This window comes from Mesorhizobium sp. M4A.F.Ca.ET.090.04.2.1 (assembly GCF_003999085.1).
GTDB lineage: Bacteria > Pseudomonadota > Alphaproteobacteria > Rhizobiales > Rhizobiaceae > Mesorhizobium.
Genome location: NZ_RZOT01000003.1, coordinates 1 through 15403 on the forward strand (window position 1 = coordinate 1; position 15403 = coordinate 15403).

Here is a 15403-nt window from a genome sequence, read left to right on the forward strand (position 1 = left end):
TCGATGACGAGATCGGTACCGGCCGGCGAGGTGACGCGCATCTCGCCCGCCTCGCGCAGCATCTGCACGCCGAGCGCCACCTTCGGGCCGAGTTCGGCCGTCGGCTCGGTGCGCTCGAGAATTTCAGGATGTTCGTTCGTGACGACCAGGAGGCGGGTTCGTCCTGCCGCCTCGATCTCGGGCCATTCCGGGGCATGGATCAGCCCCTCGACCGTGCAGTCGACGATCACCTCGCAGAGCTTCAGCGCCTCGATCACGGCGCGGTTGCCCTGGATCGCCCAGGACGTGCCGGTGGACTTCACCGGCACCGGCGCCGTTTGGCGCGGCGTCGGCATCTGGATCATGCAGAATTCGGCACCGAGATCGTGCAGGGCGAGTTCCGACAGGTGGACCAGCACCGGACGCGACTGCGTCTCAGACAGGATCGCCACCCTTGTCCCTTTGCCGATAGCATTTAGCACGAAGACGCGGCGGAAGCAGTCCAGCCACCGTCCTTCGATGCGCTCTTGCAGCATCGTTAAACTCCCATTGACGATCCGGCTTGTTTCGGATTTCTTTACTTGTCAGTTAAGTTTTCACGTTCGCATAAGCCTGTCAATGAAATTTTCGAAGATTCTTCTTTTTTCGAGAATAATGACGTGTCACAGGAATCCGGGCTAACCAACGCGGTCAGGCGGTGGGACGGGCATCGCGGAAATCCGGACTGCATTGCCGACTGGTAACCGGGGTCTATCTTAGATCCAGGGGCCTAGACTGAACCTGCGCTCTCAATACCTGCCGGAGAGCAGTTCCCCGGCGCCGGGTGACGCGGCGAGCAGTCCAAGCCGTGACATCATCTGATAGCTGGTACAGACAGAGGCACTGACAACGGGAAGGCCCAGCGCCTTCTGGAGTTCGTCGATCACCGGTAAGGAAGGCATCTGCACGCAGGCGGACGCAACAAACGCGTCGATCCCGGTTGTGTCGACCCTCTTGTAGATATCGAGCAGGTTGTTCGGATCGTGCCTGCCGACTTCGAGGTTGTCGGGAATTTCGAGGGCGACGAAGTCCTTCACCGCTATTCCCTCATGCTCAATGTAGTCGACCACCAGCTGGGTAAGCGGCTTCATGTAAGGGCATATCACCGAGATCTTCTTCGCCCCGAGCACCTTGAGGCCGTCGACGAGCGCACCTGCACTCGTGACAACTGGAGCAGGAGCGCCGTTCTCCGCTGTGCGCATATGCAGCCGCGCTTCCGAGGTGCGGTGATAACCCTTGCCCATGCTCATGATCGCGACCAGACAGGCATAGCCGAGGACGTCGACGCGCGCGTCGGAAAGCTCGATCGCGCAGCGGTCGCTGTCACGATTCATGGCCTCGAGCTCTTCCTTGACCACCTTCTTCATCCGCATCCGGCTGGAATGGAAAGTGAAACGTTCAGGCAGGAATATTTCCCTCGTGCGGAAAATCGCCGGGATTTCCGTCTCCATTGTGGTGTTGGAGGAAGGCACGATCTGCCCGATGCGAAAAGTGCTTGCCATGCTGGATCCGCTCCGTCTGACTGCTGTAACTGGTAGGCTTCGGCTTATGCCGAATGGGCCTGGCTGTGCCGTTTCGATCAAGCCGGCGTCGTCGCTGTCGAAGGTCTGCACCCTTTCGGTCAGGGAAATCGGTTCCAGCCTGCGGCGGCTTACCCGCAGGTCGAAAACGTCGAACCGGTTGTAGTGGCCGACTATGTCATGCATCTGCTTCGGCTGGATGCAGCGTCCGAGATCAATCTCGGCGTAAACGATTCCTTCTTCGTCGATCAGCGGCTCGCCAACCACGCGTCCGTCCGGGCCGATCACCCCAGAGAAGGCGCTGGACTTGCGCTGCAGGCGCGCCCTTGCATCCGGAACGACACCTTCCATTGCGGCTATGATTTCTTCCGAGACGGTCGAACAGGAAACGATCGTAAACACCTTGCCTTCGAACGAGTGGGCCATGGCGCGCAGCTTTATGGCCTCCGCCATGTCGTAGTCGGGCGGCGCAACGGGCAGCGAAATGTAGCTGGCGACGTGAACCAGTTCGCCTTGGGCGAGAAGGGTGAAGCGCGCAAGGGTGTTCGTGTTCTCGCCGCAAGCAAGCGCGCCGAGTGGCCCGATTGCAGTGTCGTGGACTTTCAGGCCGGCTCCATCGCCGGGCGCCCAGGTCAACTTTTCGGCCCAGGTCGGCATCAATTTGCGGTGCTTGCCAAGCAGCGTTCCATCCGGGCCGATGGTCAAAAGGGTGTTGTAGAGAGTTCCAATCGAACTCGTGCTGCGCTCGTTGATGCCGATCACGACGTGGATGCCGGCTTCGCGTGCCGCACTGCGCAGGATTTCGACTTCCGGACCGGGCTCGGTAATGGCGGCGCGCGCCAGTTTGTCGAACCAGGCTCCGCCGGTCACCGGATCGGTGATCCAGCTCCAGTACGGATAGGCCGGGATGAACACCTCCGGGAAGGCGATGAGATCCGCGCCGTTGGCCCTTGCCTCGCGGATCAGGGAGACGGCCTTCTCGATCGTCGCCGGCGTATCGAGAAAAACGGGTGCGGCTTGCACCGCCGCGGCAACGAACTTTGGTAGCTTCAGCATGGCAACTCTCCTGCTCTCATCGAGCCACCAGGCGGGCTGTCTTGGACGCCAGAGGCCTTCTGATCGCTCAGATCCGGGACCAACCGCACGACGGCTGTCTTGAACGGCGTGGGCACGTGTCTACTCGGGCGTCGCGTCCACCACGGGGTGTCGCAGCGTGCCGATCCCTTCGACCGAGGCCACGACCACGTCGCCTGGCCACATCCATTCCTGTGGATCACGCCCGGCGCCGACACCTTCCGGCGTGCCGCTGGCGATGATGTCGCCGGGCTCCAGCGTGATCGCCGACGAGATGTCGGCGATCAGGTGATCGACCTTGAACAGCATGTGGCGGGTGTTGGACCGCTGTTTCTCGACCCCGTTGAGCGTCAGCCACAGGTCGAGCACCTGCGGGTCCGGGATCTCGTCGGCCGTCACGATGCACGGCCCGAACGGCGCGTACGTGTCCTGACCCTTGGAGAAGATCCATTGACCGGCGCGCCGGTTGTCGCGCGCCGAAACGTCGATCATCACCGAATAGCCGAAGACGTGGCTTAGCGCGTCCTCCTTGCGCACGCGGCGGGCGGTGGTGCCGATGATGACGGCAAGTTCCACCTCCCAATCGAGCTGCTGCGTCATCTTCTTGTTGTGCTCGATGCCGTCGCCAGGCCCGATCACCGTGGTCGGCGGCTTCGAGAAGACGACCGGCTGCTTCGGCAGGTCTTTTGACGTGTCGAGCGACTTCGCGCTCTCCGCGACATGCTCGATATAGTTCAGGCCGATGCCGAAGATGTTCTTGCGCGGTCGGGGAATGGGCGCCAGCAGCCTTACATTGTCCACCGCGGTGGCGGTTCCGGCCGGGAAGCGCCCCGCTGCCCTGCCGAGGCAGTCGCGAAGCGTCTCCAGTCCGCCGCGCCCGGCATCGATCAGGCCGAGCATGGTGTCGGGCAGGATCGTGCCTTGCGCCGTGGCGAGCGCCCCCACATCCACCACCAAATTGTCGACGAGGACGCCGAGCCTTGCCGCCGCTTCGACCGAGGCGCGATAGGTCACAAGTTTCATGATCTTTCCTTCAAAGGAGCGGCTGCAGGCCGCCATTGTCGCCGAATGCCTGCTCGCGGTAGAGCCCGAGCGCCCGCATCACCGGCAGGTCGGACAGGCAGAACAGGCAGGCGGCCTCGCGATCCGAGCCGTTGGCATGCTCGTGCCAGGCCCAGGAAGGCACGCAGAAGATGTCGTGCTCCTGCCAATCGTAGCGGCGGCCGTTGATGATCGAATGACCGTTGCCCTTCGCCACATGGTAGAGGCCGCTGCCCGTGTGCCGGTGCGCCTTTGTGTGCTCGCCGGGACGCAGCATCTGCATCGATGCGCCGAGCGTCTGCATGACCGGGCCGTTCGTCACCGGGTTCACATACTCCATCAGCACGCCGTCGAAGGGCGAGCCATCGGTGCAACCCGCGTATCTCGTCAGCGCTTCGTAGGTCGGCGCCCATTCGTATTTGAACATTGGGCTGTAGCCCTTGGCCCAGTTCTCGCCCATCGGCCTGAGACCTGCATTTCCCCAGGTCTTGGTCATGTCGTCGACCGCGTAACCGACCGCCTGGCTGAGATCTGGATGGACCTCATAGAAATTGGCTTCCATGGCGTTGACGAAAGGGATGTCCAGGCCGTCCTGCCAGATGCAGGGTGAGCCGGTCGCCTCCACGCCGTGCTCGTGCCAAGTGCCGTTGGGCGTCAGCACGAAGTCGTTCGCGCCGAGCGTCATTTTGTGTCCGTCCACCACCGTATAGGCGCCCGAACCCTCCATGATGAAGCGGATTGCCGAGGCCGAGTGGCGGTGGGCCGACGCGACCTCGCCAGGATTCATCACCTGCAGCCCACCATAGATCCAGCCGACCGCGGCGGCCACGTCGGTGCGCCCCGGATTGTTCAGATAGACCACCCGCCGTCCGGCCTTTTCCGGTGTGACAAGTTCGACCGAGCGAAGGACATGCGCGCGCAGGTCGCGATAGCGCCAGACCACCGGCACCGACTGCGACTTCGGCTCCCAGGGCTCGATCTTGTTGGCGACGGTCCACAGCGCGCCTGCCTTGTGGCGCGCCAGCTCGTCGTAATAGGCAAGCAATTCCGGCGTGTCCTCGACGTTCGCCCGGCCGACGACATCCTCGCGATGGTTTTCGCGCTCCTGTGCCATGGGATCCTCCTGCTTGTAGCCCGTTAGTCTAGCATGACGTCTAGGATTTTCGATTGCAACAGAAATTTTCGAAAATAAATGAAATTGCCGACGCGTTACTCTATAAGGTAAGGCTGTACGGGCGAGGAAACCTGAATGACGCTTGCCGAAAAAGCCTACGATGCCCTGCGCCACGACATCATACGCGGCGAACTTCCGCCTGGCCGACCGTTGCGACTTGCCGACCTGGGCGAGCGCTACGGCATGGGCTTCTCGCCTCTGCGCGAGGCACTGAACCGCCTCCAGGCCGAATGCCTGGTGACGGCCGAATCGCTGCGCGGCTTCCGTGTAGCGCCGTTGTCGCTCGACGAGCTGCACGACGCCACGTCACTGCGCATCGTCATCGAGACGGAAGCGCTCAAGGCATCAATCAAGAACGGCGACGACGCCTGGGCGTCGGGCATCGTGTCCTCGCTCTACGCCTTGAATGTGCAGGCGGCGCGAACGGGCCCCGAAGCCGATATCTGGACCCTCGAAAAGCGGCACCACGCGTTCCACCGCGCCTTGCTGGCCGGTTGCAATTCGCCCTGGACGCTGGAATTCTTCGAACGGCTCTATGCAGCGACCGAGCGCTATCGCATTCCGGTTCTGCTTGCGTCCGCGCTGCCGGTTGGCCGCGATGTCCAGGCCGAGCACAGCGCACTCGCGCAAGCGACGCTCGACAGGGACGCGGCGAAGGCCTCTGCTCTGCTGAGAGAGCACTACCTCAGAACGGTGGAGCATCTTGCGGCGGCTATTAACAGCTGAAACTGAGCTGGCCAGGAATCCATCGCGTCGGCTACTTCCATGCAGCGAAAGCCATGACCGCGATGGTCGTGCAACGAATTGGCGCGGCACTCCTCATCGCGTTGGGCGTGGGCCACCATCTTCCAAGCGTCTAGGATGCTTGACTGGATCACGCAGGCGCTTTGGGCCGCGGTGCCGCTCACGATGGGCGCGCAGGTTCGACGCTTGTCTGGTTTATTCGGCGAAAAATTGGCAGGGAGACGCCAGCACCATGATGCACTCGGACCAGGTCCATATCGATGCCGATATCGTTCGCGAGATGATCTTCGACCAGTTCCCAGAGTATCGCCACGAGCGGATCGTGCAGCTTGGCGCGATTGGTACGGTCAATGCAATCTTCAGGATTGGATCGAAGCGGCAAGATTCCCCCTGCGCGCAATGGAGCCAGTCGAGTGCGCCAATATGCTACGCAACGAAGCCGCGGCCATGACGGAGTTTGCTGCGCATTCCCCGTTTGCCTGTCCTCGACCGATCGGGATTGGTCAACCGGGTCCGCTCTATCCGTTGCCGTGGGCAATGCAGAGTTGGATAGAAGGTGACGTTGCCACGCACGATGGGCTTGCTGCCTCTACGACCTTCGCACTCGACATTGCCAAACTGATTGCGTCGCTACGAGCAGCGGACACGCATGGCCGTCGTTTTGATGGGCAAGGGAGGGGCGGCAGCCTTCCTGACCACGACGACTGGATGTCGATCTGTTTCAAGAACAGCGAGGGTCTCCTGGACGTGTCTCGGCTCCGTCGCATATGGGCTCGGCTGCGTGAACTGCCGCCGTCCGGTCTCGACGTTATGAGCCACCGCGATCTTATTCCGGCCAACCTCCTCGTGCGTGGTGACCGCCTTGTTGGTGTGCTCGACAGCGGCAGTTTCGGACCGGCCGACCCGGCCTTGGATCTTGTTGCCGCATGGCATCTCTTCGATAGCAGTCGGCGCGAAGCCGTGCGTTCCCATCTTGGATCAAGCCAAGTCGAGTGGCAGCGCGGAGCGGCATGGGCCTTCCAGCAGGCAATGGGCTTGGTCTGGTACTACCGGGGCACCAACCCCGCCATGAGTGCCCTTGGCCGCTCGACGCTCTCCCGCATCATCGACGACCTGGAAATCTGATCCGAACCTGGGCGTCGGTCGGTCGGAAATGCCTCGCGCGCATGAGCCCAAGTTCCTTCACAAGCGCAGGGAACCGGCGTAGCGGCAGATCATGACCGCTCGTGGATCAAAGCGGCGTGGCCGACCAACAAATGACGCGCGCCGGAAAGCTGACGCATCCTTCGACCGTGACCACGGCCGTCTCCACCAATTCCGGCTATGATTTTGAGGCGACCGCTATCGATCGTTCTCGCGACGCCTTTGGAGAGCTTCTCTTACCGCGCGCACGATGTCAGCGTTGTCGGGAAAGTATCCCCTACGCCTCGATGTCACGACCTGACCGGCAACCGCGACTTGGAATACGCCCCCTTTGCCAGCGTTCAACTCCACGGGAAGACCGAGTTCATCAGTCAAGCTCCTGGCAGCCCGGGTGGCGCGGCTCTCATATCCGCACGGCCCGCAATAGGTGATGGTGATCCCCTGGCAGGGCTCGACTTCAGCCGTTCCATGACCGGCAGAATGCTCGGCACCCACGATCAGATCTAAGACGCCAGCAGCGATTGCGTCGGGTTCATCTTCCTGGAGGTAGTGCAGGCCCGAGTTCAGTTTGATCAAGCGGCAGTTCCTGAGCCCAGCCGCAAACGCTTCGGCATGGGCAGGCGAAACGAGAGCGCCCGGGTTGCCGGCAAACAGCACCTTCGGATAGTCCGATGCCCGCAATGCGGCGTGTGCCTCGTCCAGCGTATGCCAGACGTCCGCCGGCTCGCCCGCAATCGGCAACTCGTTCGGAAGGCGCCAGGTCGGGGTGCGCGACTTGGGCGTCGCAAAGGGGGCGCGGTAGATTTCCATCTCCTGCACATTAAGCCCCCGCTGGACGGACCCGGGAAGCACGCGCTCGACGAACGCGTTCTGTCCGAGAATCATGTCCTCGCCGATTCCCGGCGTGCGGAACTTTCTGAACGTATCCCGCGCGACCTCGCTCTGATGGAAATCGTTCCATGTCGGGATTGGCCGGATAAACTCCATGAAAGCCAATCCCTTCACGATGTCGGGCCGCCGGGCCGCCAGTTCGAAGGCCAGAGCTGTGCCCCAATCCTGCGCGACGATGTAAGCGGCCTCGATTCCCATAACCTCGAGGAATGCATCGAGATAGGCCACGTGATCGAAGAACCGATAGCCGATTTCGGGCTTGCCGGACTGGCCGAACCCGATCAGGTCGGGCGCGATACAGCGTGCCGATCCCGCCACGATCGGAAGGATGTGACGCCAAATGAAGGAGGAGGTTGGGTTGCCGTGGAGAAACAGGGCCACCGGCAATCCGGGCTCACCAGCCTCCCGATAGGCCATGGTCGAATCGAGCACGCGAACTGCGGGTAGTGTCTGGTCGGATGACATTATTCCCTCCCCTAAAGCTCATATGGCGATACAATACGTACGTACGTATTAAAGTCAATACAGCTTGACAAAAATACGGTCGTACGTAGTTTGCAAGCATGCCCAAACCGTCCGCTAGAAGCAAGATTCTCGAAGCTGGCCTGGCCGTGATGTTCCGCCAGGGCTATCACGGCGCCGGCGTCAGAGATGTCGTTGCGGAGGCCGGGGTCGCCCAGGGCTCGTTTACGAACCACTTTCGATCGAAAGAGGATTTCGCCGCCGAGGTTTTGGACCTGTATTTTGCCTCGATCCAAAAGCGGATCTCCGAGTCGCTCCTTGACGCTGGTCTTGCGCCCCGGCAACGACTGCTGCGGTACCTGGACATCATCTCGGATCGGCTCGCTGCCGATGGCTATGTGCGGGGCTGTCTGATCGGCGACTTCAGCCTGGAGGTGGTCCAGGAGAGCGAGCCGCTGCGCCAACATCTCGTCGCGATGTACCGGGAGTGGCTTCAGCCCTTTAGCGACTGCATCGCGGAGGCCCAGGCTGCCGGGGAAATCGACAGCACGTTCACTCCACGGGATCTGGCGGAGTTTCTTCTTGCCTCCTGGGAAGGCGCGATCCTGCGCATGAAAGTGGAGCGTTCCGGCGAACCGCTCCGACGGTTCAAGGACATCACCTTCGCTACCGTTTTTGGTCCGCCATAATTTTCCGATTTGACACTAAGGGGTGGCAAAAACGTCTATCAGGATCTGGTTTTTCGCCACTCCTCGTACTCTCCGCGGGCATCGTCATGCAGCGGATAATAGCGTTGCAACGACCCGCCCTGCATGAGCTTTTCGCGCGAGAATTCCTCCCAATCGTGATGCTTCTGCGCCTCTTCGATCACCTTCGCGGCCATTGCGACGGGAACCACCACCACCCCGTCATCGTCGGCAACGATGATGTCGCCGGGGATCACCGTGACATTGCCGCATGCGATCGGAACGTTGACGGCATTGGGATAGATGCTGGTCTGCACATGGTAATTGGGCGTCCAGCCGCGCAGCCATAGGGGCAGATCGAGCTTCTCGACATTGGGCCGATCGCGCATGCACCCGTCGATGACGATGCCAGCGCCGCCTCTGCCCTTGAAATACGTCGACATCATATCGCCGAAGACACCTGAACTCATGTCACCGCGCGCGTCGACCACGACCACATCGCCCTCCTGAGCGTGGTAGAGCACGTGCCGGTGCAATTGTGTCTCCGGATCGGCATATTCTCCCTCGTTGAAGAGGTCAGGCCGCTGCGGCAGGAACTGCAGCGTCAGCGCCGGGCCGACGATCGACTTGCCGTGGTTCTGCGCCACCGGACCGACCATATGCGGATTGCGGAAGCCCATGTGGCCAAGCGTGCCGGCAACGGTCGCGGCACCGATCTCCCTCAGTGCGTCGATCAGGTCTTTGGACGGCCGCGTGATGTCGGGAGTATGCGTCATGGTGGCCTCCGATTGTAATTGAGCTACCAGTTCGTGACAGAACCATCGCGGCGCTTGAGGTGGGGTGCTTCCCAGAAACGGAAACTCTGCGCCTGGATCGCCGCCTCGTTGATCTCGACGCCGAGCCCCGGCAGATCGCTGACCCGATAATCGGGGCCGTCGAGCTGTGGTTGCACCGGGAAGAACTCGGAACTGTCGAAACCCAGCTTTCTTTCCGGCGCCCTGGTCTCGAGCCAGGCGAAGTTCGGCACCGCGGCGGCGAGATGTATGGTCGCGGCGGTGCACACCGGACCAAGGGGATTGTGCGGCATCAGGTCCACATAGTGCGTCTCGCTCCAGCCAGCGACCTTCATCGCTTCGGTGAGCCCGCCGACATTGCAGACATCGAGCCGGTTGAACTGATGGATGCCGCGCTCGATGTAGGGCAGGAATTGCCACTTGCTGGCAAATTCCTCGCCGATGGCGAATGGGATGTCGGTCATCGTACGCAGGGATTCGTAGGCCTCCGGCGTCTCGTCCCGTATCGGCTCCTCGAGGAAATCAAGCACGCCGCGGCCGAGCTTGTTGCAGAAGCTTGCCGCCTCGGCCACCGATAGCCGATGATGGTAGTCGATGCCGAGCACGAGGTCGTTGCCCAACGCCTCGCGTGCCCTGTTCAGCATGCTCGCGGTGGCGCCGATCGATTCGCGCGGCTCGAAGATGTCCCTGCTGCTTTGCCCGACCGGGAAGAAGCGTATCGCCTGCCACCCCTGCGCGCGCAGTTCCCTGGCCCGTTCGATGGCAGCATCGCCCTCGGCCTCGTCTCCGGTCGAGGCGAAGGTCGGGATGCGGTCGCGCTGCTTGCCGCCGAGCAGCTCATAAACCGGCACCCCCAGCGCCTTGCCCTTGATGTCGTGAAGGGCGATGTCGATCGCCGAGATGGCCGCCTGCAGGACGCGCCCGCCTTCGAAGTACTGGCTGCGATAGATCTCTTGCCAGATCCGGCCGATCTGCATCGGGTCACGGCCGATCAGGAACTCGCGATAGTGCTCGATCGCGCCGGCCACGGCCTTCTCGCGACCGCTCAAGCCGCTCTCGCCCCAGCCGAAGATGCCCTGATCGGTCTCGATCTTGACGAGCATCTGGTTGCGGGTCCCCACCCACACCGGATAGGGCTTGATCGCCGTGATCTTGAGCTTCGTGGTCATTCACACTCGTTCCACACGCATCCGCCCTGTCTCAGTTGGCCTCGAGGGCCATCTCCGTTTCGCCGTCGAACAGGTGGATGCGCTCCTGGTCGAACTCGAGCCAGATCTGCTCGTCGGGTGCGACGGCGATTGTGGGGGACACGCTGATATTGACGATCGCGCCGGAGAGGAACGCTTGCACGAAGGTGATGTCTCCCGTCGGTTCCACCGTGTAGGCCTTGGCCGGAATGGCGCCGGGAACGGCGCTCTTGTGCAGCTTGATCGTCGAATGTCGCGCACCGAGCACGACCTTCCTGGTGGTCGCTCCCTGGACCTTGCGCGCGTTGAGTTGCGACAGTGCAAGGCTCCAGCCTTCAGCGCTCGTCAGAACGGTGGCGCCGTTGGCCGTCGATGCCTCCAGCGGAATAAGGCTCATGGCCGGGCTGCCCACGAAGCTCGCGACGAACATGTTGGCGGGATGGGCGAAAACTTGTGCCGGCGAATCGTATTGCTGCAGATAGCCGCCGTTCATCACGGCCATCCTGTCTGCCATGGTGACGGCCTCCAGCTGGTCGTGCGTCACGTAGACGATCGTCGCCTCGAGGTCCTGATGGAAGCGCTTGATTTCGGACCGCATCTGCACGCGCAGCTTTGCGTCGAGATTGGAGAGCGGTTCGTCCATCAGGAATACCGCCGGATCTCGAACCAGCGCGCGGCCGAGCGCCACGCGCTGCTGTTGCCCGCCCGAAAGTTCGCGCGGCTTGCGCTCAAGCAGTTGCGTCATGTCGAGCACCCGCGCCGCTTCCCTGACCTTCCTGTCGATCTCGTCCTTGGGCAGCTTGCGCATCTGCAGCGGGAAGGCGAGGTTCATATAGACCGACTTTTGCGGATAGAGCGCGTAGTTCTGGAACACCATTGCGATGTCCCGGTCCTTGGGGTCGAGGTCGTTGACCACCCGGTCGCCGATGAGGATGTCGCCCGATGTGATCGGGATCAGCCCGGCGATGAGGTTGAGTGTTGTTGTCTTGCCGCAGCCTGAAGGGCCGACGAGCGCAACGAACTCGCCGTCATCGACCGTCAGCGAAACCTCGTTGACGGCTTTGAAGCCGCCATAGGTCTTGACGAGATCTTTGAGGACCACGTGGGCCATCGGCAACTCCCTAGTGCTTGACCGCGCCTTCTGTAAGGGCGCGTACGAAGTATCGTTGCAGGACGAGGAAAAGGACCACGACGGGCACGCTCATCATGAAGCTGGCAGCCATCAGACCCGGGAAATCGGTCGTGTTTTCCGAGAAGAAGCGCTGGATACCGACCGGCAATGTCAGCTGCTCGTTCTTGGAGAGGAAGGTGTACGCGTAGATGTATTCGTTCCATGCGCCGATGAAGGAATAGATCGCCGTGGCGATGATGCCTGGCGCCGATAGCGGCATCACTATCAGGACAAAGGCTTGGAACCGCGTCGCCCCGTCGATGCGCGCCGCCTGCTCGAGCTGCACTGGGATGTTGTCGTAGAAGCCCTTGAGGAGCCAGATTGCCAGCGGCAGGCCGAATGTGAGGTAGGTGAGAATGAGCGACCCATGCGTGTTCACCAGCCCGATCGCGCGCATCAGGATGAAGAGCGGCACGAGAAAGATCACCGCCGGGAACATGTTGCGCAGCAAGACGGCGAAGAACAGGAAGTTCCGGCCCGGGAACGTGAAGCGCGAAAACGCGTAGGCCGCAGGAACCGCCACGATCACCGAAAGGATGGTCGTGGCAGTGGAAACGAAAAGGCTGTTCCAGAAGAAGCGGAGGAAGTCCTGGCCGACACTGTTCTGCGGATCGAGCAGCTTCTGGTAGCTGGCAAGGGTTGGTTGGTCAGGCCACCATTGCGGCGGGAGCTGCATCGCGGCGAAGCCGGACTTGATCGAGGTGATTAGCATCCAGACCATCGGCAACGCGGTGTAGAGCAGCATGAATGTGAGGAAGATACGCCCGCCCCACCGCCATCCGTCGATGCTCGCATGTCGACGGGCCTGACCCAGACGGGCTGTCTCGGCGATCGTGCTCATGTGCTCGCATCCTTGCGTTCGTTTCCGCTTAGCGCGCGGACGTAGAAGTAGCCGAGCGTCATCAGGATGAGGAAAAGAAGCACCGAATAGGCCGATGCCACTCCCCAGCGCTGCCGGCCGAAGGCGAGCTCATAGATGTGGGTGATCCAGATGTGCGATGCGTTCGACGGCCCGCCGCCGGTCATGATCCAGGGGATGATGAAGGAATTGAAGTTGGCCACCGCCAGCAGCAGGATCGTCACTGTGGAGACGTTTCTCAAATGCGGGAAGGTGACGTGCCAGAAGCGCTGCCATGCATTGGCTCCGTCTACCTTGGCGGCGCGCAACAACTGCTCGGGGACTGTCTGCAGACCTGCCATCATCATGATCATGGCGAACGGAAACTCCCGCCAGATATTGACGACGATCAGGGAGGGCAGCACCGTGCTGACGCTGTCGATGAAATTCGGCGGCCGGTCGGCCAATCCGAGGCCGACCAGTACCGCGCCGATGATTCCAAAGTCCGAATGGTAGATCCACTTCCAGATATAGGATGCGGCGACCGCGCTGATGACCCAGGGAATGATCAGGACCGCGCGCAGCACGCCCCGGCCGACAAACTCGCGATGAAGCGCCAGCGCGCAGCCAAATCCCAGGACAAAGGAGATGAAGGTGGATGCCAGTGTCCAGATAAGGGTGTTGGAGGTGACCTTCCAGAACACCGGACTGGTGAGGATGGCGGTGTAGTTGCCGAAGCCGACGAAGATCTTGTCGCGGAGCTGCAGGCCGGGTGGCGTGTTGAAGAACGACAGCTCGATCGTGTAGTAGATCGGATACGCGATGACGATCAGCATCACAGCAATCGCAGGAAGCACGTACGCGTAGTCAGCGCGATGCTCCCAAATCTTGCCTAGCAGGGGTAGCAATCTTCGCCGAGCCCCGGTCTTTCCGGCCACGATCGTCACTTTGGCGTGCCCTTGTTTTTCGGAGCGAACCGGCTGCGCTCTCGGCGCAGCCGGCAAGATCGGGTCAGGCTTCGGCTAGAGGCCGCCGCCCATCAGGTCTTTCACCTTCTTGGCCGCGTCGTCGGCTGCCTGGTCGACGGTCATTGCTCCGGTCAGTGCATTCTGCAGCATGTCGGGGACGATGATGTTCATGATCTCCGGCGACTGCGGCAGCGCTGGGAACGGGATGCCGTATGGCAGCATCGAGGTGGTGACATCGAGGAACTTGATGCTGTCCAGACGTTCCTTCATCCATTTGGTCTTGAAGCCGTTAAGGTTGCCGGGGTTCGAGCCGGCGTAGGCCATCTTCAGCGACCATTCAGGGCTGGTCCACATGCAGATGATGGCCTTCGCGGCCGGCTCGTCTACCTTGCCGCCTTCGACATATTCGGGCTTCAGGATGTGAATGTTCGAGCCGCCGAACACCACTGCGCGCTTGCCGTCGGGGCCAGTGGGGATGAGGCCGTAGCGCATGTTGTCGATGACCGTCTGCGCCTTGTCCTTGTCGGTGCCCGTTGCCTTCTTCTGCAGGTCGAGCATGACATTGTAGTCGGACGGGTGCGAGATCATCATGCCGAGCTGGCCGGCCAGGAACAGCGGCTGGTTGTCGGCCTGCTGGTTGGTGAGTGCCGAAACCGGAACCGATTTGTCGCGGACATACATGTCGTAAGAGGCCTGCAGCGCCGCCTTGCTCTGCGGGCTGTTGAGCTCGATGTCCTTATAGGTCGGGTTCGCCTTTGCTTCGTCGAAGACGCCGCCGCCATAGGCCCACAGCTGCGGCATGAAGCGGTACGGCGTATTGCCGGCATTCTTGCGTGCCACGAGGCCGTATCCGGCAATGCCGAGCTTGTCGTGGATCTGCTTGGAATATTTGACGACATCGTCCCAGGTCGCCGGAGGCTTGTTCGGATCAAGGCCCACGCGCTTGAAGATGTCGGCATTCCAGATGAACGCCATCGTCTCATTGTTGGTTGGAATGCCGTAGGTCACCCCGTCCCAGGTCACGGCTTTCATGGCGCCAGGCCAGAAATCCTCGGTCGAATACCCGACATCCTCGGGCTTGAGCGGCTCCAGATAGCCCTTTGAGGCGAACTCGGTGCCACCCAGGATTTGCAGGCGGACCGCCATCGGCGCTGCATTGCCAAGGAGCGCCGTGCGGAACTTGTCGAGGAGATCGTTATAGGTGAGGGCTTGTTCCTCGAGCTGGATGTTCGGATAGGTCTTTCGGAAGGTCTCGAAGAAGTCCTTGTAGTACTGGCGCAGGAGGTCGGGGTCGCCCTCGAACACGCCCTGATACCAGAAAGTCAGTCGCCCCTTGTAGTCGAGCGGGGTGACCTTGCCGCAATCGGCCGCCGTATCAAAATCCTGTGTGCCGGCAATGGAGCGCACATATTCCGGCGACCACTTGCTCAAGTCGACCGGCGCCGCGCCCAGCGCAGGTGCGGACATCAACGATGCCACTAAGGCAGTGGAGACAGTGCCGCGCAGGACGGCACCGCCGAGTGTAATCCTCGTCATAGGTATCCTCCAGGTTTCTCTCCCATGCCGCTCTGCATCGAGGCGAGCGGTCTTTGCTCGTCGACCGCGGGACAAGCTCAATCAATGTATCCCTTCGAGCAATTTGTACGTTTTCAGATCGCGGGTTGTCTGTCAACGCGATAAATCGTACATTGT

At 61.5% G+C, this 15403-nt stretch carries 14 protein-coding genes and 3 pseudogenes; 3 read left to right on the forward strand and 14 right to left on the reverse strand.

Annotated features, from left to right (window positions below; all coding sequences use genetic code 11):
- The 5 genes and pseudogenes from EN781_RS00675 to EN781_RS00695 all read right to left on the reverse strand — a co-directional run.
- Nucleotides 1–515, reverse strand: a pseudogene (locus EN781_RS00675) (peptidase M29); the annotation flags it as partial.
- Nucleotides 516–767: 252 nt separating this feature from the next.
- Nucleotides 768–1520: an Asp/Glu racemase gene (locus tag EN781_RS00680; protein WP_126059213.1), complete on the reverse strand. Its 753-nt coding sequence runs from the start codon at nt 1518–1520 to the stop codon at nt 768–770.
- 225 nt (nt 1521–1745) lie between these two features.
- A pseudogene (locus EN781_RS00685) lies at nt 1746–2594 on the reverse strand (carbon-nitrogen hydrolase family protein); the annotation flags it as partial.
- A gap of 120 nt (nt 2595–2714) precedes the next feature.
- On the reverse strand, nt 2715–3635 hold the full coding sequence (locus EN781_RS00690) for a fumarylacetoacetate hydrolase family protein (protein WP_126056180.1): 921 nt from the start codon (nt 3633–3635) through the stop codon (nt 2715–2717).
- 10 nt (nt 3636–3645) lie between these two features.
- Nucleotides 3646–4767, reverse strand: coding sequence for a cupin domain-containing protein (locus EN781_RS00695; RefSeq protein WP_126056179.1), 1122 nt, complete (start codon nt 4765–4767; stop codon nt 3646–3648).
- A gap of 135 nt (nt 4768–4902) precedes the next feature.
- Here EN781_RS00695 and EN781_RS00700 point away from each other — a divergent pair, with 135 nt between their 5' ends.
- Nucleotides 4903–5553: a GntR family transcriptional regulator gene (locus EN781_RS00700; RefSeq protein ID WP_126056178.1), complete on the forward strand. Its 651-nt coding sequence runs from the start codon at nt 4903–4905 to the stop codon at nt 5551–5553.
- Nucleotides 5554–5731: 178 nt separating this feature from the next.
- Here the strand turns inward: EN781_RS00700 and EN781_RS35000 are convergent, their stop codons facing one another.
- Nucleotides 5732–5953 (reverse strand): hypothetical protein, encoded by a 222-nt coding sequence (locus EN781_RS35000; protein WP_245455571.1) that lies wholly within the window; start codon nt 5951–5953, stop codon nt 5732–5734.
- A 41-nt stretch (nt 5954–5994) separates the two neighbouring features.
- Here EN781_RS35000 and EN781_RS00705 point away from each other — a divergent pair, with 41 nt between their 5' ends.
- On the forward strand, nt 5995–6696 hold the full coding sequence (locus tag EN781_RS00705; protein ID WP_245455569.1) for a phosphotransferase: 702 nt from the start codon (nt 5995–5997) through the stop codon (nt 6694–6696).
- A 216-nt stretch (nt 6697–6912) separates the two neighbouring features.
- Here the strand turns inward: EN781_RS00705 and EN781_RS34680 are convergent, their stop codons facing one another.
- Together EN781_RS34680 and EN781_RS00710 are read right to left on the reverse strand one after the other, a co-directional pair.
- Nucleotides 6913–7209 (reverse strand): Rdx family protein, encoded by a 297-nt coding sequence (locus EN781_RS34680; RefSeq protein ID WP_245455720.1) that lies wholly within the window; start codon nt 7207–7209, stop codon nt 6913–6915.
- Nucleotides 7189–8070 (reverse strand): annotated as a pseudogene (locus EN781_RS00710) (haloalkane dehalogenase); the annotation flags it as partial. The pseudogene EN781_RS00710 and the gene EN781_RS34680, both read right to left, overlap by 21 nt.
- A gap of 98 nt (nt 8071–8168) precedes the next feature.
- Here EN781_RS00710 and EN781_RS00715 point away from each other — a divergent pair.
- The gene (locus EN781_RS00715; RefSeq protein WP_126056177.1) at nt 8169–8756 is read left to right on the forward strand and encodes a TetR/AcrR family transcriptional regulator; all 588 of its coding nucleotides are present in this window, start codon (nt 8169–8171) and stop codon (nt 8754–8756) included.
- Between the two features lie 38 nt (nt 8757–8794).
- Here the strand turns inward: EN781_RS00715 and EN781_RS00720 are convergent, their stop codons facing one another.
- The 6 genes from EN781_RS00720 to EN781_RS00745 all read right to left on the reverse strand — a co-directional run bounded on the left by EN781_RS00720 (nt 8795) and on the right by EN781_RS00745 (nt 15247).
- Nucleotides 8795–9529, reverse strand: coding sequence for a ribonuclease activity regulator RraA (locus EN781_RS00720; RefSeq protein ID WP_126056176.1), 735 nt, complete (start codon nt 9527–9529; stop codon nt 8795–8797).
- Nucleotides 9530–9552: 23 nt separating this feature from the next.
- Nucleotides 9553–10716, reverse strand: a complete 1164-nt coding sequence (locus EN781_RS00725) for a mandelate racemase/muconate lactonizing enzyme family protein (RefSeq protein WP_126056175.1) — start codon at nt 10714–10716, stop codon at nt 9553–9555.
- A gap of 31 nt (nt 10717–10747) precedes the next feature.
- Nucleotides 10748–11845 (reverse strand): ABC transporter ATP-binding protein, encoded by a 1098-nt coding sequence (locus EN781_RS00730; protein WP_126056174.1) that lies wholly within the window; start codon nt 11843–11845, stop codon nt 10748–10750.
- A 10-nt stretch (nt 11846–11855) separates the two neighbouring features.
- A complete protein-coding gene (locus EN781_RS00735) occupies nt 11856–12746 on the reverse strand; it encodes a carbohydrate ABC transporter permease (RefSeq protein ID WP_126056173.1) in 891 nt (296 codons plus the stop codon).
- On the reverse strand, nt 12743–13690 hold the full coding sequence (locus tag EN781_RS00740; protein ID WP_126059212.1) for a sugar ABC transporter permease: 948 nt from the start codon (nt 13688–13690) through the stop codon (nt 12743–12745). The genes EN781_RS00735 and EN781_RS00740 overlap by 4 nt, the downstream gene beginning before the upstream one ends.
- Before the next feature lie 75 nt (nt 13691–13765).
- A complete protein-coding gene (locus tag EN781_RS00745) occupies nt 13766–15247 on the reverse strand; it encodes a sugar ABC transporter substrate-binding protein (RefSeq protein ID WP_126056172.1) in 1482 nt (493 codons plus the stop codon).
- Between the last annotated feature and the right edge of the window lie 156 nt (nt 15248–15403).